Below are 20691 nucleotides of genomic sequence, written 5' to 3'. Positions count from 1 at the left end.
CGGGCGCACGGGCGATGAGAAATCGGGTGCGCGTGACCGGTAGGCTGGATATCCGTGCAGACCCACGAGATCCGACGGCGCTTCCTGGACCATTTCGTCCGTGCCGGCCACACCGAGGTACCGAGCGCCTCGCTGATCCTGGCCGACCCCAACCTGCTGTTCGTCAACGCGGGCATGGTGCAGTTCGTGCCGTATTTCCTCGGTCAGCAGACCCCGCCGTACGCGCGGGCGACCAGCGTGCAGAAGTGCGTGCGCACCCTCGACATCGAGAACGTCGGCATCACCACCCGCCACAACACCTTCTTCCAGATGGCGGGCAACTTCTCCTTCGGCGACTACTTCAAGCGCGAGGCCATCTCGCTGGCCTGGACGCTGCTCACCGCGCCGGTCGCCGACGGCGGCTACGGATTCGACCCCGAACGGCTGTGGGTCACCGTCTACCTCGACGACGACGAGGCCGAGCGGATGTGGCTGGAGATCGGCGTGCCGTCCGAGCGCATCCAGCGCCGAGGCATGGCCGACAACTACTGGTCGATGGGCATTCCGGGCCCGTGCGGTCCGTGTTCGGAGATCTACTTCGACCGCGGCCCCGAATTCGGTGTCGAGGGCGGCCCCGAGGCCGACGAGGACCGCTACATCGAGATCTGGAATCTCGTGTTCATGCAGAACGAGCGCGGCCAGGGGCGCGGCAAGGACGATTTCGAGATCCTCGGCCCGCTGCCCAAGCAGAACATCGACACCGGCATGGGCGTCGAACGGGTCGCGTTCCTGCTGCAGGGCGTGGAGAACGTCTACGAGACCGATCTGCTCCGCCCGATCATCGACAAGGCCGAGGAACTCACCGGCCGCTCCTACGGCGTCGAACACGCTGACGACGTGCGGTTCCGCGTCATCGCCGACCACGCGCGCACCGCGGCCATGCTCATCGCCGACGGCGTCAACCCCGGCAACGACGGCCGCGGCTACGTGCTGCGCCGCCTGCTGCGCCGGATCGTGCGCTCGGCTCGCCTGCTCGGCGCCGAGAAGCCGGTGATGGCCGAGTTCATGCGGATCGTCAGCGATCTGATGGCTCCCTCGTATCCGGAACTCGCCACCGATCTGCGCCGCATCGAGACGGTCGCGGTGGGCGAGGAGACGGCGTTCCTGAAGACGCTGAACACCGGCTCCACCCTGTTCGACAACACCGCGGCCGCGGTGAAGGCCGAAGGTGGGCGGACCATCCCCGGAACCGACGCCTTCACCCTGCACGACACCTACGGCTTCCCGATCGACCTCACCCTCGAGATGGCGGCCGAGGCCGGACTCGCGGTGGACGAGGACGGTTTCCGCACCCTCATGGCCGAGCAGCGCAAGCGTGCCAAGGAGGACGCGCAGGCGCGCAAGCACGCCCACGCCGACCTCACGATCTACAAGGAACTCGTCGATCGCGGCGCCACCGAGTTCACCGGGTTCGACGAACTCACCTCCGAGGCCACGGTGCTCGCGCTCATCATCGACGGGGTGCGGGCGCCGGTCGCGAGCCAGGGCCAGGACGTCGAGGTGATCCTCGACCGCAGCCCGCTCTACGCCGAGTCCGGCGGTCAGATCGCCGATCGCGGCACCATCACCGCGTCGGGGGTGAAGCTGCGCGTCGACGACGTGCAGAAGATCGCCAAGACGCTGTGGGTGCACAAGGCCACCGTCGAACAGGGCCAGATCACCGAGGGCGACGCCGTGCTCGCCCAGGCCGACCAGGCCTGGCGCAACGGCGCCACCCAGGGCCATTCCGGCACCCACATGGTGCACGCGGCGCTGCGCCAGGTGCTCGGCCCCAACGCGGTGCAGGCCGGTTCGCTGAACAAGCCGGGCTACCTGCGTTTCGACTTCAACTGGCAGGGGCAGCTCTCGGACCGGCAGAAGGCCGATATCGAGGCGGTCTCCAACGACGCGGTCGGCGCGAACTTCCCGGTGAACACCTTCGTCACCGATCTGCCCGACGCCAAGCGGATGGGCGCGCTCGCGCTGTTCGGCGAGAACTACGGCGACGAGGTCAGGGTGGTCGAGATCGGCGGGCCGTTCTCCATGGAACTCTGCGGCGGCACACACGTGCGGCACTCCTCGCAGATCGGCCCGATCACCCTGCTCGGCGAATCCTCGGTCGGGTCGGGTATCCGGCGCGTCGAGGCGTTCGTCGGCCTCGACTCCTACCGGTATCTCGCCAAGGAGCGCGCGCTGCTCGCCGGTGTGGCGAGTTCGCTGAAGGTGCCGAGCGACGAGGTGCCCGCCAGGGTCGAGCAGTTGGTGGAGCGGCTCAAGGTCGCCGAGAAGGAACTCGAGCGGACCAAGACGGCCGCGGTGCTCGCCTCGGCGGCCTCCTTCGTGGACAAGGCCGAGCGGATCGGCTCGGTGCTGTTGGTCGCCGTGGCCGCGCCCGAGGGCGTGCCCGCCGGTGACCTGCGCACCCTCGCCACCGATATTCGCGGCCGCTTCGGCGCCGAGCCCGCCGTCGTGGTGCTGCTCGGCGATGTCGACGGCAAGGTGCCCTTCGTGGTCACGGTCAACAAGCCCGCCCAGGAACTCGGTTTCAAGGCCGGAGACCTGGTGTCGAGTTTCGGCTCGAGTATCGCCGGACGCGGCGGCGGCAAACCGGAGATGGCCCAGGGCGCCGGTTCCGATCCCACGGGTATCGCGGCCGGACTGGCCGCGGTCCGCGCGCGGGTGGCCGAATCGGCCGGGTGATGCATCGCCCAGACAACCCGGTGTCCTCGGGCCGTCCGCGCGACGCGGATCGGCCCGATCCCGCCGCCGATCCCGGACGGGGTCGGCGGATCGCCATCGATGTCGGCAGCGTCCGAATCGGTATCGCCGCGAGCGATCCCGACGGTATCCTCGCCACGCCGGTGGAGACGGTGCCGCGCGCCGCGAAGACGCGCGCGGTCGGCCCTTCGCCGGATATCGACAGGATTGCCGAAATTGTGCGGGAATACGAGGCGGTCGAGGTGATCGTCGGCCTTCCGAAGACGTTGCGCGGTGAAAAAGGGGTCGCCGCCGACCTCGCCATCGCATTCGCCGAACGTTTGCGTGCGCACCTCGATCCCGTGCCGATCCGGCTTTCCGACGAACGTTTGACTACCGTGTCAGCTGCACGTGCATTGCGGGACAGTGGAGTTCGCGCGCGTGGCCGGCGGCAGGTGATCGACCAGGCGGCGGCCGTGGCGATCCTGCAAGGATGGTTGGACGAACGGAGTGCGGTGTTGAAGTCGGTCGAAGAGGCGTCGCACGGTGACGCGTCGTTCGGAGACGATGCATGACGGATCGGTGGACACGAGCCGAGGAACGCTACCGACAGCGCGAGGCCGACCGACGCTATCGAAGAGACGATCAAGCCTGGGCCGAAGACGAACGCCGCGCGAGACACGCCCGTGCCGACCCGCACGGCGAATCGGACGAGTGGGACGATTACGAGGACGCGACCACCGTCATCCCGCGCTACACCGATGACGAGCCGCGCTACGACGATCCCGACTACGACGACCCGCCCGGCTACGACGACCCCGCCGACTACGCCGACCCTTCCGGCTACGCCGAGGCGGACGCCTACGACGAATACGACGACGAACCCGACGAGGAGCCGGAACCACCCCGCAGGCGTGCCGGCGGTGCGGTGGCGGCGCGCGGTGGGGCCGGTGGCGCAGGCCCGCGGCGGATCGGGCGCGAGGCCGCCGAACGACGCGGCGGGCGTGCCGGCGGTCGCGGGAAACGGTCGCGTGCGGCGGCTCGCAAGGCGGTCGAACGCAAACGCCGCCGCCGCAACATGTGGCTGATCGGCGGATTGCTCGCGGTGCTGCTCATCGGTGCGGTCGGATTCGCGGCCATGCGGTTCGCCAAATCCATGGCGGGCCCCGAGGACTACGCGGGGCAGGCGGGACCGCTGGTGGTGGTGCAGGTGCACCCCGGCGACACCGCACGCCAGATCGCCTCGACCATGGTCGACAAGGACGTGGTCAAGAGCAGCGGAGCGTTCTACGAAGCGGCCGTGCGCAACACCGGCATGAGTTCGGTGCAGCCGGGCTTCTACGCGATCCCCAGCAAATCGCCCGCGGCCGAGGCCGTCGCCGCACTGCTCGCCAAGAACGCCAGGGTCGGCAATGTCGTCGTCTCGGAGGGGCGGCTGCTGCACGATCAGCACGACGTCAACACCGGCGCCCGCAAGGAAGGCATCTACACCAAGATCGCCGCGGCGAGTTGCATCGGCACCGGAACCGCACAGAAATGCGTCACCGCCGAACAGCTCGCGACCGCCGGATCGGGCAGCGACCTCGCCGCGCTCGGCGTGCCGAGCTGGGCCGAATCGTCGGTGCGCGCCGCACCCGACCGCAGCAGGCAGCTCGAAGGGCTGATCGCCGCCGGTACCTGGGACTTCGATCCCAGCGCACCCCCGCAGCAGATCCTCAAACAGCTCATCGGCGCGAGCGCCGCCGGATACGAGTCCACCGGGCTGCTGCAATCGGGCGCGGCGACGAAACTGTCGCCCTACGAGACGCTGATCGCGGCCTCCCTGGTCGAACGCGAAGCGCTGCCGCAGGACATGCCGAAGGTGGCGCGGGTCATCGTGAACCGTCTCGAGGTCGGCCAGCAACTGCAATTCGACTCCACGGTGAACTACTCGCTCGACCGCACCGAAGTCGCCACCACCGACTCCGACCGCGCCACCAAGACGCCGTGGAACACCTACGCGATGACGGGACTGCCCGCCAATCCGATCGCCGCGCCGTCGCTGAACGCACTGCGCGCCATGGAGAATCCGGAACCGGGGCCGTGGCTGTACTTCGTGACGATCGACATGAAGGGCACCACCCTGTTCACCCAGAGCTACTCCGAACACCTGCGCAATATCCAGAAGGCCGAGCAGAGCGGAATCCTCGACAGTGGGCGCTGAGCCGACCGGAACGAACACCGCGACCGGCGCCGTCAGGAAGGCGGCGGTCCTAGGCAAGCCGATCGCGCATTCCCGGTCGCCGCTGCTGCACCTGGCCGCCTACCGGGCACTCGGGCTGCCGTGGACCTACGAACGGCTCGAATGCGATGCCGAACGGTTGCCGGGTTTGGTCGACGGCCTCGGACCCGAATGGGTCGGGCTGTCGGTCACGATGCCGGACAAGGAAGCGGCGCTGGCGTACGCGAGCGTGCGCACCGAACGCGCGCTGCTGGTCGGCTCGGCCAACACGCTGGTCCGGGAGGTGGACGGGTGGCGCGCCGACTGCACCGACGTGGACGGCGTGCTCGGCGCGTTGCGCGAAGGCGGCGTGACCACGGTGGATTCCGCCGTGGTCCTCGGCGCGGGCGGCACGGCGCGGCCCGCGTTGCTGGCGCTTGCCGAGCTCGGGGCAAAACAGGTCACCGTGCTGGCCAGGGACGCCGGGCGGGCGCGGGGCGCGCGGGAACTGGCCGAACGGCTCGGCCTCGCCGTCACGGTCGCCGGATTCGAGCCGCGCGCGGTGCGCACGGCGTGCGCCGAATCGGATGCGGTGGTCAGCACCATCCCCGCCGAGGCCGCGGCCGTCGTCGCGGAACCGGTGGCGGCGGCCCCGGTGGTGCTCGACGCCATCTACGACCCGTGGCCGACACCGCTCGCGGTCGCCGTGGTCCGCGCCGAGCACGCCGTCGTCGGTGGCTTGCGGATGCTGCTGAATCAGGCATACGGTCAGGTCGAGCAGTTCACCGGTCGGTCCGCGCCGCGCGCGGAGATGGCGGCGGCGCTGGACGCGGCCGACCTCGATCGCTGAAAAGGGTTCCGTTCGGATCGAGTGATCCGAGCATTAAGGTGGTGACCATGATCTCTTGGGTACTGCGAGCCGTCGCGCTCGGCGCGCTGGTCGTCGGCCTGCGCACCGCACTCGGCTTCGGCATGGTGCACTGGCCGACGCACGGTGCGTGGATGCGGCTGCTGTGCCTGGTCGTGCTGCTGGCCGCCGTCCTTGCCTGGGGCGTACTCGACGGCCGCCGCGACCGGATCGCCCACGGTGACCCGGAACGCGGCGCCGACCTGACCATCCTGTGGCTGAAGGCCGCGGTGGCGGGTGGGCTGGGCAGCGGCGCGGTGGCCTGGATCCTCGACTTCCTCCCGAAGATCGACCTCGGCGACAACGGCCTGCTGTTCGAACTGACCGCGGGCGCGTCGTTCATCATCCTGCTGATCTTCATCCCGGCCTTGATCGGCGTCGGCATCGGTCGTCGCCTTGCCGGACGCAAGTCGGGTGGCGACTCGACCTCGCACCTGTCGCACGGACTGCCCGCCGCGGCCTGAACTTTTCGCATCGAGCCCGAGGGGCGCGCTCCATCCGTCGGGGTGCGCCCCTCGTCTCATTGCGCTACAGCAGGACCGCGCCGCCGGTGGGGCTCTCCTCGCGGGCGATGGTCGAATAGGCCGCCGCGAGCAGCGCCGGATCGGGGCCTTCCAGACGGCCCGGCTTGGCGAGTCCGTCGAGGACGACGAAACGCAGCACGCCGGAACGGGTCTTCTTGTCGGTCTGCATGGCGTCGAGCAATGCGGGCAGTGCGTCGCCGTCGTAGCTGGTCGGCAGGCCGATACTGGTCAGGATCGCGTGATGCCTGTCGGCGGTCGCGTCGTCGAGGCGACCGGCGAGACGGCCGAGTTCGGCGGCGAAGACGAGGCCGACCGACACCGCGGCGCCGTGTCGCCAGCGGTAGCGCTCCCGCCGTTCGATGGCGTGGCCGAGGGTGTGCCCGTAGTTCAGGATCTCGCGCAGGCTCGACTCCTTCAGATCGACCGCGACCACATCGGCCTTCACCTGGATCGCCCGGCGGATCAACTCGGGTAGGACGTCGCCGGTCGGGTCGAGAGCGACCTCGGGATCGCGTTCGATCAGATCGAGAATCACCGGGTCGGCGATGAAACCCGCCTTGATGATCTCGGCCATGCCCGCGACGATCTCGTTGCGCGGCACCGTCTCCAGCGTCGCCAGATCGACCAGCACCGCGGCGGGCTCGTGGAAACTGCCCACCAGATTCTTTCCGGCCTCGGTATTGATGCCGGTCTTGCCGCCGACCGCCGCGTCGACCATCGCGAGCAGGGTGGTCGGCACGTGCACGATCCGCACACCGCGCATCCAGGTGGCCGCGACGAATCCGGCCAGATCGGTCGCCGCACCGCCGCCGAGACTCACCACGACATCGTTGCGAGTCAGCCCGATCCGACCGAGCACCTCCCAGCAGAACCCGGCGACAGCGAGATCCTTACCGGCCTCGGCATCCGGGATCTCGACCCGATGCGCGTCGATCCCGGTGTCCGCCAACGCCTTGCGCACCACTTCCGCGGTCTCGGTGAGCGGCGGCTGATGAAAGATCGCGACCGTGCGCACACCGGTGGTGGCTCCGGTCACCGCGTCCACGAGGTCGCCGAGCAACCCTCGCCCGATGATCACCGGGTACGGGTCGGCTGTCTCGACCTGAATACGGCTCGGTTCTGTCACTGATGCTCCGATTCTCTAGAAACGAACGGCGCGCACACCGCAGGCGCCCGCGGCACCGTTCCCGGCAGGTTCGCGACCCGGCCGCGCGTTGCGGTCTCGGTGGCTGAACTGCGCGCTGCTGTGCAGCGAGCCTGGGTGCGCGCTGCCGCGTTCGTGGCCGAGTTGCGTTGTGCGGTGGCGGACGGATGTCGAGCGGTCACGGCCGCTGCTCCGATTCGGTCAGCGCCGACTGCTGTGCCGCGCGGGCACGCGCTCGGCGTGCTCGGGCGCGGCGAGCGCGTCCACCCGAGGACGGTCGCCCGCCCGATTCGCTCGCGCGGGCGGGAGCTGGGGAACGGTTGTCGGTGGTTGCGTCGGATGGGTCCGAAGGAGGGTCCGAATCGGTCATACCGTCGGACTCGGATGCCGGCCGGTCCCGCATCGATGACGCTGCCGTCTCATCGGTGGAGTCGGCGGTGCGACTCGGATCTTTGATCGCCTGCGGGGCCGCTGTGTCGCGTGAGCCGACGAGATGCCTTGGGTCGGGGTCGCGTGGCTGGGGGGCGTCGTGCGAGTCGGTAGGGCGGGGCGAGTCGGTAGGGCGGGGCGAGTCGGTAGGGCGGGGCGAGTCGGCGGTGTGGATCAGGTTGGTGGTGCCAGGTGTGTCGGCGGTATCGCGGGTGCCGATGGGATGCCTTGCGTCGGGGTGGCGTGGCTGGGGGGCATCGTGCGAGCCGGTGGGGCGGCCCGAGTCGGTGGTGTGGATTGGATCGGTGGTGCAGCGCGGGTTGGTGATGTCGCGTGTGCCGATGGGATTCTTCGCGTCGGTGGCGGCCGACTCGAGTTCGCTGGGCCGGCCTGCGGGTTCGTCGCGGTCGGCGCGCCGGTGTGCGGTCGCGTCTCGGTCGGCGACGGCTGCCTGCGCTGGCTCGCCCGGACTGTCGCGAAGGGCCTTGCCCTGCGCGACGAGGGAGTTCGGCGCAGAGGAGTTCGGTGCACCGGGTGCACGGCGAACTCGGCGTGTGCGGCGGACGCGAGCGGACGCGGCGCTCTCGTGTCGCGATGAGCCGCGAACGTCGCCGCGCTGCTCGGTTGGGTCGGAGGGCAGTGCCGCGGGCAGTGATCGATTCGCTGCGGTATCCGCCACGCTCGCATCTACTCGAGCGTCGCCGGGAGTCATTGCCGCGGAGTGGTTTTCCGCCGTTCCGGCGCGTTGGGTGCGGCTGCCGGGATTTCGCGTCCCCGGTTCGACCGCCGCGGATAGGCTTTCGCCGGGCGCGGTGCCGGGTTCGCGTTCGGTGGGTGCGGTGGAAGTGTCGGAGTCGTCATCCGCGCGGCGGCGCGCGGCGGCTCTGGCCCGGGCGCGGCGGCGGGCTCGGGAACGCCTGCTGCCGCGAGGGATCGCGGTCTGCGCAATCTGTGCGGTTTCCGGGTCGGGGTCGGGGGTCAGGGCTACCGACTCCATACCGAGTTTGGCCAGGATCATGCGCACCACGCGGCCGGGGCTGCGTCCGTCGGTGCGCACGCGGACGGTGGCGACCTCCCGGTACAGGGGGCGGCGCTTGCGCATCAGCTCGCGGTACTTCGCACCGGGATCGGGACTGTTGAGCAGGGGGCGCTGCGTGCTCGCCCCGGTGCGTCGCAATCCCTCGGCGATGCTGATCTCGAGGTACACCACGGTGCGATTGCGCAGCAGCGCCCTGGTGTGCTCCGACAGCACGGCGCCGCCGCCCAGCGACACCACGCCGCGTTCGGCAAGGATCGCGCGGCGCACCACACGCTCCTCGATCCGACGGAATTCGGGCTCGCCCTCGGCGGCGAAGATCTCCGCGATCGTGCGCCCGGTCTCGGATTCGATACCGGCGTCGGTGTCGTAGAGTTCGACGCCGAGTTCGCGGGCGAGCTTGCGCCCGATCGTGGATTTCCCGGCCCCCGGCGGTCCGACCAGCACAACGCGGGGGGCGCGCGGGTCGGTCTGCACGATCATTGCGACCGACTGTCCGCGGGTATGTGTGGCCGGTTGCCTACTCGCTTGACGTAGCTGTGGACATTGTCGATGGTCTCGCCCAGCGAGTCGCCGCCGAATTTCTCCAGCGCCGCCTGCGCGACGACCAGCGCGACCATGGCCTCGGCGACCACGCCCGCCGCGGGCACTGCGCACACGTCGGAACGCTGGTGGATCGCGACGGCCTCCTCGCCGGTGGTCATGTCGACCGTGGAAAGCGCGCGCGGCACCGTGGAAATCGGCTTCATGGCCGCGCGTACCCGCAGCGGTTCGCCGTTGGTCATACCGCCCTCGAGTCCACCCGCGCGATTGGTCGAGCGCAGGACGCCGTCGGGACCGGGGCGCATCTCGTCGTGTGCCTGACTGCCGCGCCTGCGCGCCGTCTCGAACCCGTCGCCCACCTCGACGCCCTTGATCGCCTGGATGCCCATGAGGGCGCCCGCGAGTCGGGAATCCAGGCGTTCGGCGCCGCTGACGAACGATCCGAGACCGACCGGGAGCCCGTCGACGATCACCTCGACGATGCCGCCGAGGGTGTCGCCATCCTTCTTGGCCGCCTCGATCTCGGCGATCATCGCCGCTTCGGCGTCGGCGTCGAAAGCCCGCACCGGACTCGCGTCTACCGCGGCCAGATCGCCCGAGGTGGGGAAAACGCCGGTGGTATTGGCCGCGCCGCCGATAGACACGACGTGGGAGACGACCTCCACCCCGAACGCCTGGCGCAGGAAGTTGCGCGCGACGGCGCCCGCCGCGACACGCGCCGCCGTCTCCCGCGCGCTGGCCCGCTCGAGGACGTTGCGGGCGTCGTCGAAGCCGTACTTCAACATGCCGGAGTAGTCGGCGTGGCCGGGACGCGGACGGGTGAGCGGCGCGTTGCGCGCCAGATCGGCGAGTTCGGCCTCGTCGACCGGGTCCGCGGACATGACCGTGGTCCATTTCGGCCATTCGGAATTGGCGATCTCGATCGCCACGGGGCCGCCCATGGTGCGGCCGTGCCGGACGCCGCCGATCATCGTGACCTTGTCGGCCTCGAATTTCATCCTGGCGCCGCGCCCGTAACCGAGCCGCCTGCGGGCCAGGTGCGCGGAGATATCCTCGGATGTCACCTCTACGCCCGCGATCATCCCTTCGAGGATGGCGACGAGGGCGGGACCGTGAGATTCTCCAGCAGTTATCCAGCGCAGCACGCTGTACATCCTTCCATGTCGGCGGCGGTGCGCCCGCATCCGGGCGACCGTGATCGGGGGCACGTCGTGCGGTGGTTCGGTCTCTTGGTCATCGCGCCCGACGGGACCGAGCGCAACCGCCCGGCTCACGGCGGCATGGTGACGAGGGCCACCAGTGTGGCCAGGCACATGGCGGGTCCGTGCGGAACGGTGCGATCGGTGTGTCGCGCGAAGAGCAGCGCGACGCCGACAGCGGCGGTGACGACCGGCGCGAGCAGCGCGGACCAGGTCCACACCCGGGCGCCGTGCATCGCGGCGACCGCGCCGAGTACCGCCGCGAGCTTCACATCGCCCGCGCCGAGCGCCGCGGGTGCGTACAGGTGCACGCTCAGATAGGCCGCGGCGAGGACGACCCCACCTGCCACCGCGACCGTGAATCGCGTTGTGCCCAAGGCGTATCCGAGTACTGCGGCGGCGCCGTAGCCGGTGAGCGCGTTGGGCAGGCGGCGGTGGCGCAAGTCGAACCAGCACAGGGCCGCGCACCATGCCGTCAATATCGTGAAGCTCGGGAGATCCATGCCGTCCAGCCTCACCCCGCATCGCGGCTCCGGGCCCGGTCGCGGCGCGAATGTGGATGGATCGACCAGATGTGGATATCCGCTGTTCCGCACCAAGGGGATTCAGCGTGGGTCCGGAGTGGGCAACACCGCCGTGACCGGCGGCCGAGCGTTCACGCCGGTCATGCGTGCCGGTCGTGATCGTGGCCGAGGATGGATTTCCCGAGCGGTGGCGGAGCGGTAACTTGGATCCATGTCTGCTGATCATGCGAGCCGCGGCCCCGACGAGCATGGCCTCGACAATCGTCGACCCGACCACGCGGCGCGTCGCGGCGCGTTGCGCGGTCTGCTGGTGGAGAACGAGGTCGATGCCCTGCTCGTCACCGATCGGGTGAACATCCGATACCTGACCGGATTCACCGGCTCCAACGCCGCGCTGCTCGTGCACTCCTGGGATATGCGCGAGGTCGAAGAGCGTTCCGTGATCGGCACCGACGGCCGTTACCGCAGCCAGATCGCCGACCAGGTACCCGATCTGTGCGCCGAGATCTCGAAGGCGCCCGCTCGCCGGATCCTGGAGCTGGCGGGTGAGTGGAAGCTCGGCCGCGTCGGCTACGAGAGCCACGTCGTCACCGTCGATCAGCACCGCGGTTTCGTCGATCAGCGCACCGGATTGGACTTCGTGGCCACGCCCGGTCTGGTCGAGCAGTTGCGCACGGTCAAGGACGCCTACGAGATCGAGCGGCTGCGCTTGGCCTGCGCGGCGGGCGACGCCGGACTCGCGGCGCTGCTGGAACGCGGCGCCTTGCGACCGGGCCGCACCGAGCGGCAGGTGGCGCGCGACCTCGAATGGGCGATGTTCGAACACGGCGCGGAGGCGATCTCGTTCGAGACGATCGTGGCGGCGGGCGCGAATTCCGCCGTGCCGCATCACCGCCCTACCGACGCGGTGCTGGTCGCGGGCGATTTCGTGAAGCTCGATTTCGGCGCGGTGGTCGGCGGTTACCACTCCGACATGACCCGTACCCTCGTGCTCGGCCCGCCCGCGCAATGGCAGCGTGAGGTCTACGCGCTGGTCGCCGAATCGCAGCGAGCGGGCTGCAAGGCGCTACGGCCGGGCGCGAAGACCGCCGACGTCGACGCGGCGGCGCGATCGGTGATCGAGGCGGCCGGGCACGGAGCGCTGTTCGTGCACGGACTCGGCCACGGCGTCGGATTGCAGATCCACGAAGCGCCCGGAATCGCCAAATCCGGAACCGGTACACTCCTGACTGGTGTGGCGGTGACCGTCGAACCTGGTGTGTACTTTCCCGGCCGCGGCGGGGTCAGGATCGAGGACACGCTGGTGGTGCGCGAAGGGGGCCCGGAACTTCTCACCCACACCGACAAAGACCTGATCGTCGTCGAATGACGTCGATCGCCGAACCCGGCGCAACGCGAAGACAACGAAGTTTTACGACCAAGGAGATCCGAGGACAGTGGCGGACACCAGCGACTTCAAGAACGGCCTAGTGCTGAAAATCGACGGTCAGCTCCAGCAGATCACCGAATTCCAGCACGTCAAGCCGGGCAAGGGCCCCGCCTTCGTGCGGACCAAGCTGAAGAATGTGGTGTCCGGCAAGGTCGTCGACAAGACCTTCAACGCGGGCGTCAAGGTGGAGACCGCGACCGTCGACCGCCGCGATATGACCTACCTGTACCACGACGGCAGCGACTACATCTTCATGGACGGCGAGACCTTCGACCAGATCGGCATCGGCGAGGGCACCATCGGCGACGGCGCGCGCTTCCTGCTGGAGAACATGCCGGTCCAGGTAGCGGTGCACGAGGGCGCCCCGCTGTTCGTCGAACTGCCGGTCTCCATCGAACTCGTGGTCGAGCACACCGACATCGGCCTGCAGGGTGATCGCTCCACCGGCGGCACCAAACCCGCCACCCTGGAGACCGGCGCCGAGGTCCAGGTGCCGCTGTTCATCAACACCGGTGACAAGCTGCGTATCGACTCGCGCGACGGCAGCTACCTCGGCCGGGTCAACGCTTGATCGCCGTCGCGACGAGCAGGGGATAATGGCGACCGTGGCCGAACAGCCGGTGGACAGGAAATCCACGTTCAAGAAGCTCGGCGCCCGTCACAAGGCCAGGCGCCGAGCTGTCGACCTGCTCTTCGAGGCGGAAGCCAGGGATGTCGACGTAGCCGATCTGCTCGCCGAGCGGGTCGAGCTCGCCGGTCACGACCAGTCGGTCGCGCCGGTGCACGCCTACACCCACACCCTGGTCGAGGGCGTCGCCGACGACCTGGACCGGGTGGACGGCACGATCGAGTCCTATCTGCAGGACTGGGCGCTGTCGCGGCTGCCCGCGGTCGACCGAGCGATTCTGCGCATCGCGGTGTGGGAGTTGTTCCACGCCACCGATGTTCCGCCGGTCGTCGCGGTGGACGAGGCGGTCGAGCTGGCCAAGGAGTTGTCCACCGACGATTCCCCGTCGTTCGTCAACGGCGTACTCGGTCAGGTCGTCTTGGTCGCCCCGCAGGTGCGCGCGGCCGCCGCGGCGACGAGGGCACCCCGACCCGATCCGCGATCGTGAGCGCCAAGTACCTGGTCATGGCGATGCGCACGCCCGCGTTCGACGCCGCCGTGATCGAACCGCACCGGATCTTCCTCCAGGAATTGCTGGAGGAAGGGCGGCTGTGCGAAAGCGGCAAGTTCAACGACGGCAGCGGTGGGGCGTATGTGATCTTCGCCGAGAGCCTCGAAGCCGCCCGGGCGCTGGTCTCCCGCGATCCGGTGCATCTCACCGGCTCCTCGGAGTTGACCGTGTACGAGTGGGAGATCACCGTCTCGCCCTGAGGCCGTCTCAGCGGCCGGAGGCTCCCGCCGGGGGTGTACGGAATCCGGCGGGAGCGCTTCATATCCTCGAACCTCGAGCCCGCTCGAGGTAAAGGGTGTGTCGCATCACATGTGAGGAGTGCGGGAATGACAACCGACGAAGTCGTCTCGGCGGCGGCGGAACTGGCCGGGTTCCAGAATTCGGGTTGCACGCCGGATCGCGCGTTGGCGCTGTTCGACCGGCTGCCCGCCGCCGACGTTCCCGAGATCGTGACCGGGCGCTGGCGCGGATCCGAGATCGACACCGGACATCCGTTCGACGGCGTCCTCGGCGCGTCGGGCTGGTACGGCAAGCAGTTCGACGACGCCGAGACGGTGCACCCACTGCTGTTCTCCGACACGACGGGCAAGATCTTCGCGGTCGATCCGCGCCGCGTTCCGCTCTCGCTCACCGGCAAGGTGCCGTTGTCCGGCATGCGCGCCGCACGCAAGTCGTTGCGATATCTCGGCGCCGCGCTGCGCACCACGCGCCCGGCGGCGCGGTTGCGGTCCATCGAGTACCGAGGCGTGGTCAGCGCCGCCATGGTTTACGACCACCTGCCGATCATCGACCACTTCCGCCGCGTCGACGCCGACACGCTGTTCGGCGTCATGGACATGCGCGGCCTGCGCGAGCCGTATTTCTTCGTACTGTGCCGCTGACCGTCGGTATTGGTTTTCGTCCGACATCCGTCGAACGACGGTGTCGAGCGGCGGCGCTCCACCTACGCGGCTCGGCATCGCTCAGCTGGTCCGCGGGCGCAGGATGATCTTGCCCAGCGGTGTCCGTGCTTCGACGAGGCGGTGGGCCTCGGCGGCTTGTTCGAGTGGCAGGACCGACTCGACGAGGCAGTCAAGGGAGCCTGCCGCAGCCAGCTCCAGCGCGTCCGCGCGGCGGCCTGCGACCTGGTCGAGCCAGTGCGGTCCCGCGCAGCCGACGAAGGTCAGTCCGCGCGCGATCAGATCCGCCGCGGTCACCGATGCCGGTGCGCCGGAAAGGAATCCGTAGCCGAGTAGGCGTCCGGTCAATGGTGTGAGGACCTCGAGCATGGCTGCGGCGCTTTCGCCGCCGATGGAGTCGAAGACCACGTCCACGCTCGCCGGTCCGAGCTCGTCGCGCAGTCGGTCGACCCAGTGTGGGTCGCGGTGGTCGAAGACATGCTCGGCGCCGAGCGTCCGCGCACGTTCGGCCTTGGCGGCCTCGCCCGCGGTGGCGAGTACCCGCACGCCTCGACCCGCGGCCAACTGCGTCAGCGCCGCGCCGACTCCGGTAGCGGCGGCTTCGACGAGGACGGTTTCGGTCCCGGTGAGCGCGGCGGCGTCGAGTAGTTCGAGTGCGACCGATCCGCTCATGAGCGTCGCGGCGGCGGTGGCGGCGTCGAGTCCGTCCGGTATCGGGGTGGCCGATGCCGCGGGCGCGGCGACGTAGTCGGCGTACGCACCGGATCCGGCGGCCACACCGACCCGGCGTCCGTACAGCGCGTCGTCCACTCGCGATCCCGTAGCGACGACGGTGCCGACCGCCTGATATCCGAAGACGAACGGCGGTGCGACCGGCGTGGGGAATGCGCCCGAGCGCAGCGCCGTCTCGGGATAGAGCACCGGAACGGCCTCGGTGCGGATGACCAGTTCCTCCGCGTCGGGTTCGGGCCGTGGCACGTCGCGGACTACCAGAACTTCGGGGCCGCCCACGCCTGTCATTACGATTGCACGCATCGAGAACTCCATAAGTTGACCGAGGGTCCAGTTATTTCCGTAACTATATGGACCGCCGGTCGACTTTGTCTACGCGGAAGTGGGTGCGATGGCCGGTGACCGTCCGAGGGAGCGGGCCGACGCGGCCCGCAATCGGCGTGCCATCCTCGACGCGACCAGGGCACTGCTGGCCGAACACGGCGCGCAGGCCGTCACCATGGAACAGGTCGCCGTCGCGGCGGGGGTCGGCAAGGGCACCGTCTTCCACCGCTTCGGGAGTCGGGCGGGTCTGCTGCACGAACTGATCGCCGAACCCGCCGTCGCCCTGATGAACGCTGTGACCGCCGGTCCGCCCCCGCTGGGGCCGGGTGCGAGCCCGGCACGGCGCCTGGTGGCCTACTTCGACGCGATGACCGATCTCGTCATCGACAATCTCGAACTGGTGGTCGCCTACGAATCGGTGCCGCCGCATCCCCGACGTGACGAGTTCCACGCGTTCTGGGCCGCCCACATCGCCGGACTGCTCCGCGAGGTGCGCCCGGACCTGGACGCGGACGCGGTCGGCGCGGTCCTGCTCGCGCCGCTGGGTGGCGAGTTGGTGGCGCGGATGGTGCGCGCGGGGGAGGCCGATCGGCTGCGCGCGAGCGTCAGGGCGGTGGTGGAGTCGGTGCTGCGTTCCCCGTGAGCTCGCTCAGTCGGTGGCCAGGATCGCGTCGAACCGTTCGTCGGCGCGGTCCAACTGGTCGAGGATGTGCTGTTTGACATGCTCGGCCAGCGGCGTGTCCGGCCGAGTGACCAGATCACGGTAGACGTCGGTCAGCGGTCGGTACTTGGTGGCCAGCTTGGCCATGACCGGTCCGGTGGCATAGAGGATGCCGACGCCGTTGTCGGTGAAGTCGGAGAGTTTGACGATGCGCGCCAACGGCGACCGGTCCAGATTGGTGGCGACGTGGTCGCGGTACTGCTCGTGTTTGTCGCGGCCGGGATCGGGGGTCGGGTTGGTGACGGCGGCGACGATGTCGGCGACCCGCGTACCGAATCGGTCGGCGAGCGCGGCCAACGCCGCGGTGCGCGCATCGCCGTCGCGGCCGTCGGCGAGTTCCTCTGGATGGTCCTCGACCGCGTCGTGCAGCAGTCCGGCCACCACGAGGTCGGGATCGCGCACCTCGTAGTGGCTGACGATCCTGATCGCCACGCGCAGTAGGTGACTGAGATACGGTTCGCGGCCGTAGCGGTCGTCGCGATGGAGTTCGGCGGCGAGTTCGAGTGCCGCGGTGACCCGTTCGGACTCGGGGAGCTCGGCGCTCTCGAGTAGTAGTCGCTGTCGCAGTCCGTCTTCGCCGTAGACCTCGCTGATGGTGTGCAGCGGCATCACGGCCAAGACCCCCGCCCCTGGATTGCTCATACCCGTCAATCTATCCGTGGCGCCGCCGCGCCGCCCTGGAGCGCCGGGACTCGTCACCCGCCGGACACCCGCCGCTAACGCACGCCGCGCGGCCGGAATTGGATGCTGATGCGCGGGCCGGTGGGTTTGCGCGATTTCGGTACCGCGTGCTCCCACGTGCGCTGACACGATCCGCCCATCACCAGCAGATCGCCGTGCCCGACCCGGAATCGGACGCTCGCACCGCCGCCGCGCGGACGAAGCAGCAGTGCGCGCGGCGCGCCGACGGAGGCTATCGCGACCATGGTGTCGTCGGTCGCGCCGCGCCCGATGGTGTCGCCGTGCCAGGCCACGCTGTCGCGTTCGTCGCGGTAGTAGCACAGTCCGACGGTGCGGAACGGTTCGCCGAGTTCGGCGCGGTAGTGCGCGCTGAGCGCGGCGCGCGCGGTGTCGAGTGCGGGATGGGGCAGGTCCTCGTCCGCGCCGTAGAAGCGCAGCAGGCGCGGAACATCGACGACCCGGTCGTACATGGGTCTGCGTTCGGCCTGCCACGTGACGTTGTTCGCGAGCTGGTCGAACAGCGCGTCGGCGCCGCATATCCAACCCGGCAGCACGTCGACCCAGGCGCCGTGGCCGAGGGCGGTTCGGCGCATTCCCGTCGGTGCGCCGACCTCGATGGCACCGAACCCGTCGAGCAACGAGCCTTGCCACGGTGTCGACATGAAGCCGAACCTACACCGAATCGAACGTATGTGCTAGCGGTTGACGGTCGCGATAGTGACGGGGATCACTTGTTGGCCGAAGGTGCGCGCGATCGCCGTACGGTGCAGTGGTGTTGCTCGCGTCCACGGTCACGCAGGCGTTCTGAGCTGCGAGTCGTGGCGGGGCCGCGCCGATTTTGCGGTGTCACCATGAGGGGAGCGGGAGATGTCCGAAGAGAACCGAAACGCGTCGGCGTCGGGGCAGTCGGTGCCGACAGTGCCGACAGTGCCGACAGTGCCGACGGCGGGAGTGGCGATGACGGCGATCGGCGTCGCGGTCATCAGGATGTGGGAGTCCGAGCGCGCGGATCGTCTCTACGACGACCCGCTGGCGCGCGCCTTCGTCGACGCGGCGCGGCCAAGCTTCGCGAGCGGCGAACCCGAACGCTGGGGCCGGGTGGAGGCGCTGGCCGAAAAGTTCTTCGAGGGCAGGACGATGGCGGTCCGGGTGGTCGACGACGGTGTCGCGGCCGCCGTGGCGGGCGGATGCGCGCAGGTGGTGATCCTCGGCGCCGGACTCGACACCCGCGCCTACCGGATGGCGCTGCCGTCGACGGTGACGGTGTTCGAACTCGATCTTCCGGAGTTGTTCGCGTTCAAGGAACCGGTGCTGGCCGCGGTGGGTGCGATCCCGATCTGCGTGCGTCACGCGGTGGTCGCCGACCTGCGCGATGAGTGGCCGGGGGCGTTGGTCGCCAACGGATTCAGCGCCGAAGTGCCCACCGTGTGGGTCGACGAGGGCGTGCTCGGCTACCTGTCGCGGTCCGCCGCGGTGCGCGTGGTCGAGCGGTTGACCGAATGGTCAGCTCCGGGAAGTGTTTTCGATATCGGTCGATTCGACGCCGACTCGCAGGCCGACCGCTACGACGAACTGCGCACGCTGGTGCGCGGCGAGCGGGCCGAGCCCGCTCGGGGCGGACTCGGCCCGGATGTCGAGGACTTGCTCGCCGGACTCGGCTGGGATACCCGCTTCGAGGACTGGGGTGGCCTGGTCGAGGCCATCGGCAGACCGAGCGCGCCGTCGGAACCCGGTATCGGCATGATCCGCGCGGTCCGTCGCGCCTGATTTCCTCCCCGGCTCGCGTGGCCGGGCTCACATCGCGATATGCCTGGTGAAGGCCGTCCAGCGACCGCTGTTAGGCTGCAACCGTCAAGGCATCCTTTAACGGACCGTCCGGTGAGGCGGGGAAGGAGGTCGGCATGGCTGTGCCCGGAGAGCGGGCCGCCAGATCCGGCGAGGTATCGCAGCGCCACACTCCCGAATGGGTGGCGGCGGGGCGCGAGCTGTTGTCGGCTTCCGATGTCGGTCGGACCATCGCGCGCATCGCGCACCAGATCATCGAGAGGACCGCCCTGGATTCGGGTGGGTCCGCCGCGCCGCGGGTGGTATTGATCGGCATCCCCACCCGCGGCACCACGCTCGCGGCCCGGCTGACGGGAAAGATCGAGGAGTTCTCCGGCGTGCGTCCAGCGCTGGGCTCCCTCGACATCACCCTGTACCGCGACGATCTGCGCAGCAGGCCGCACCGCCCGCTGGAACGCACCTCCGTTCCCGACGGCGGTATCGACGACGCGCTGGTCGTCCTCGTTGACGATGTCCTGTTCTCCGGCCGCACGGTGCGTTCGGCGCTGGACGGCCTGCGCGATCTCGGTCGCCCGCGCGCGGTGCAACTCGCCGTGCTGATCGACCGCGGCCACCGCGAACTGCCGATCCGCGCGGATTTCGTCGGTAAGAATGTGCCCACTTCGCGCTCGGAGGACATCTCGGTGCTGCTCACCGAACACGACGGACGCGACGGCGTCTTCCTGCATCAGGAGCAGGAGCCGCCGCGATGAGACACCTGCTGACGGTCACCGATCTCGACCGCGCCGCGGCGAGCGAATTGCTGGACGAAGCCGAACGTTTCGAGCAGGCGCTGCTCGGCCGCGAGGTGCACAAGCTGCCCACGCTGCGCGGCCGCACCGTGATGACGGTCTTCTACGAGAACTCCACCCGCACGCGCGTGTCCTTCGAGGTCGCGGGCAAGTGGATGAGCGCCGACGTGATCAATGTCAGCGCGAGCAGCTCCTCGGTCTCCAAGGGGGAATCGCTGCGCGACACCGCGCTGACCCTGCACGCCGCGGGCGCCGACGCGCTGATCGTGCGGCATCCGGCCTCCGGCGCCGCCCACCAGATCGCGCGCTGGATGGACGCGTGGGCCGCCGCCGACGGTTCGGCGCCGCCCGCGATCGTCAACGCGGGCGACGGCACCCACGAACATCCCACCCAGGCCCTGCTCGACGCGCTCACCCTGCGACAGCGCCTCGGCGATATCGCGGGCAAGCGGGTGGTCATCGTCGGCGACATCCTGCACAGCCGCGTGGCTCGCTCCAATGTCTTCCTGCTGCACACCCTCGGCGCCGACGTGGTGCTGGTCGCGCCGCGCACGCTGTTGCCGGTCGGCGTCGAGACCTGGCCCGCGCGGGTGTCGCACGCACTCGACGCCGAATTGCCCGGCGCCGACGCGGTGCTCATGCTCCGGGTGCAGGCCGAGCGCATGAACGGTGGATTCTTCCCGTCGGCGCGCGAGTACGCGGTGCGCTACGGATTGTCCGAGCGCAGGCTCGCGCTGCTCGAGGAGCACGCGGTGGTGCTGCATCCCGGGCCGATGCTGCGCGGTATGGAGATCGCGTCCACGGTCGCGGATTCGCCGCGCGCCGCGATTCTGCGCCAGGTCACCAATGGCGTGCACATGCGGATGGCGGTGCTGTTCCGTCTGCTGATCGGGACACAGGAGGTGGTCGTCGCATGACGCGGCGGATGTC

Annotated in this window: 20 protein-coding genes and 1 pseudogene; 14 read left to right on the top strand and 7 right to left on the bottom strand. The window is 69.5% G+C overall.

The features are described from left to right. Positions 1-54: 54 nt before the first annotated feature. The 5 genes from alaS to IT779_RS01305 are packed head-to-tail and all read left to right on the top strand — an operon-like array spanning position 55 to position 6286. The gene (alaS, locus tag IT779_RS01325) at positions 55-2718 is read left to right on the top strand and encodes an alanine--tRNA ligase (RefSeq protein WP_196147262.1); all 2664 of its coding nucleotides are present in this window, start codon (positions 55-57) and stop codon (positions 2716-2718) included. Further along, complete coding sequence (ruvX, locus tag IT779_RS01320; protein WP_196147744.1) at positions 2718-3290, top strand: Holliday junction resolvase RuvX; 573 nt, start codon at positions 2718-2720, stop codon at positions 3288-3290. Before alaS ends, ruvX begins: the two co-directional genes overlap by 1 nt. Then, positions 3287-4918, top strand: coding sequence for an endolytic transglycosylase MltG (mltG, locus tag IT779_RS01315; RefSeq protein ID WP_196147261.1), 1632 nt, complete (start codon positions 3287-3289; stop codon positions 4916-4918). Before ruvX ends, mltG begins: the two co-directional genes overlap by 4 nt. Beyond that, positions 4908-5765, top strand: a complete 858-nt coding sequence (locus tag IT779_RS01310; protein ID WP_196147260.1) for a shikimate dehydrogenase — start codon at positions 4908-4910, stop codon at positions 5763-5765. The genes mltG and IT779_RS01310 overlap by 11 nt, the downstream gene beginning before the upstream one ends. Positions 5766-5812: 47 nt before the next feature. Continuing rightward, positions 5813-6286, top strand: a complete 474-nt coding sequence (locus IT779_RS01305) for a B-4DMT family transporter (RefSeq protein ID WP_196147259.1) — start codon at positions 5813-5815, stop codon at positions 6284-6286. Positions 6287-6350: 64 nt separating this feature from the next. On the opposite strand, the gene aroB is transcribed toward IT779_RS01305, so the two are convergent. The 4 genes and pseudogenes from aroB to IT779_RS01285 all read right to left on the bottom strand — a co-directional run bounded on the left by aroB (position 6351) and on the right by IT779_RS01285 (position 11200). Next, a complete protein-coding gene (gene aroB / locus IT779_RS01300; protein ID WP_196147258.1) occupies positions 6351-7472 on the bottom strand; it encodes a 3-dehydroquinate synthase in 1122 nt (373 codons plus the stop codon). Positions 7473-8919: 1447 nt separating this feature from the next. Beyond that, a pseudogene (locus IT779_RS37365) lies at positions 8920-9438 on the bottom strand (shikimate kinase); the annotation flags it as partial. Beyond that, the gene (aroC, locus tag IT779_RS01290) at positions 9435-10643 is read right to left on the bottom strand and encodes a chorismate synthase (RefSeq protein ID WP_332838643.1); all 1209 of its coding nucleotides are present in this window, start codon (positions 10641-10643) and stop codon (positions 9435-9437) included. The gene aroC and the pseudogene IT779_RS37365, both read right to left, overlap by 4 nt. Positions 10644-10768: 125 nt before the next feature. Continuing rightward, complete coding sequence (locus IT779_RS01285) at positions 10769-11200, bottom strand: prepilin peptidase (protein WP_196147256.1); 432 nt, start codon at positions 11198-11200, stop codon at positions 10769-10771. A gap of 232 nt (positions 11201-11432) precedes the next feature. Here IT779_RS01285 and IT779_RS01280 point away from each other — a divergent pair, with 232 nt between their 5' ends. The 5 genes from IT779_RS01280 (at position 11433) to IT779_RS01260 (ending at position 14709) form a co-directional block, all read left to right on the top strand. Then, entirely contained in the window at positions 11433-12590 is a 1158-nt protein-coding gene (locus IT779_RS01280; RefSeq protein ID WP_196147255.1) for a M24 family metallopeptidase, read from the top strand. A 67-nt stretch (positions 12591-12657) separates the two neighbouring features. Next, the gene (gene efp / locus IT779_RS01275; RefSeq protein WP_196147254.1) at positions 12658-13221 is read left to right on the top strand and encodes an elongation factor P; all 564 of its coding nucleotides are present in this window, start codon (positions 12658-12660) and stop codon (positions 13219-13221) included. Between the two features lie 34 nt (positions 13222-13255). Further along, on the top strand, positions 13256-13765 hold the full coding sequence (nusB, locus tag IT779_RS01270) for a transcription antitermination factor NusB (RefSeq protein WP_196147253.1): 510 nt from the start codon (positions 13256-13258) through the stop codon (positions 13763-13765). Beyond that, positions 13762-14028, top strand: a complete 267-nt coding sequence (locus tag IT779_RS01265) for a YciI family protein (RefSeq protein ID WP_332838601.1) — start codon at positions 13762-13764, stop codon at positions 14026-14028. The genes nusB and IT779_RS01265 overlap by 4 nt, the downstream gene beginning before the upstream one ends. Positions 14029-14154: 126 nt before the next feature. Continuing rightward, entirely contained in the window at positions 14155-14709 is a 555-nt protein-coding gene (locus tag IT779_RS01260; RefSeq protein WP_196147252.1) for a DUF4334 domain-containing protein, read from the top strand. A gap of 81 nt (positions 14710-14790) precedes the next feature. On the opposite strand, the gene IT779_RS01255 is transcribed toward IT779_RS01260, so the two are convergent. Next, the gene (locus IT779_RS01255) at positions 14791-15762 is read right to left on the bottom strand and encodes a quinone oxidoreductase family protein (RefSeq protein WP_196147251.1); all 972 of its coding nucleotides are present in this window, start codon (positions 15760-15762) and stop codon (positions 14791-14793) included. A gap of 88 nt (positions 15763-15850) precedes the next feature. Between IT779_RS01255 and IT779_RS01250 the strand changes: the two genes are divergently transcribed. Then, the gene (locus tag IT779_RS01250; RefSeq protein WP_196147250.1) at positions 15851-16426 is read left to right on the top strand and encodes a TetR/AcrR family transcriptional regulator; all 576 of its coding nucleotides are present in this window, start codon (positions 15851-15853) and stop codon (positions 16424-16426) included. Positions 16427-16432: 6 nt separating this feature from the next. Here IT779_RS01250 and IT779_RS01245 read toward each other — a convergent pair whose 3' ends face one another. Both IT779_RS01245 and IT779_RS01240 read right to left on the bottom strand, forming a co-directional pair. Further along, positions 16433-17146, bottom strand: a complete 714-nt coding sequence (locus tag IT779_RS01245; RefSeq protein ID WP_196147249.1) for an HD domain-containing protein — start codon at positions 17144-17146, stop codon at positions 16433-16435. A 74-nt stretch (positions 17147-17220) separates the two neighbouring features. Then, positions 17221-17847, bottom strand: a complete 627-nt coding sequence (locus tag IT779_RS01240) for an alpha-ketoglutarate-dependent dioxygenase AlkB (RefSeq protein ID WP_196147248.1) — start codon at positions 17845-17847, stop codon at positions 17221-17223. Between the two features lie 265 nt (positions 17848-18112). Between IT779_RS01240 and IT779_RS01235 the strand changes: the two genes are divergently transcribed. The 3 genes from IT779_RS01235 (at position 18113) to IT779_RS01225 (ending at position 20678) form a co-directional block, all read left to right on the top strand. Then, a complete protein-coding gene (locus tag IT779_RS01235) occupies positions 18113-18952 on the top strand; it encodes an SAM-dependent methyltransferase (RefSeq protein WP_332838600.1) in 840 nt (279 codons plus the stop codon). 134 nt (positions 18953-19086) lie between these two features. Beyond that, a complete protein-coding gene (pyrR, locus tag IT779_RS01230; RefSeq protein WP_198428033.1) occupies positions 19087-19722 on the top strand; it encodes a bifunctional pyr operon transcriptional regulator/uracil phosphoribosyltransferase PyrR in 636 nt (211 codons plus the stop codon). Beyond that, positions 19719-20678, top strand: a complete 960-nt coding sequence (locus IT779_RS01225; protein ID WP_196147247.1) for an aspartate carbamoyltransferase catalytic subunit — start codon at positions 19719-19721, stop codon at positions 20676-20678. The genes pyrR and IT779_RS01225 overlap by 4 nt, the downstream gene beginning before the upstream one ends. Positions 20679-20691: the final 13 nt, after the last annotated feature.

Source organism: Nocardia bovistercoris, from assembly GCF_015674855.1.
Classification (GTDB): Bacteria; Actinomycetota; Actinomycetes; order Mycobacteriales; family Mycobacteriaceae; genus Nocardia; species Nocardia bovistercoris.
Note: the sequence above shows the minus strand (reverse complement) of the source record. Positions and strands in the feature narration are given on the sequence as shown.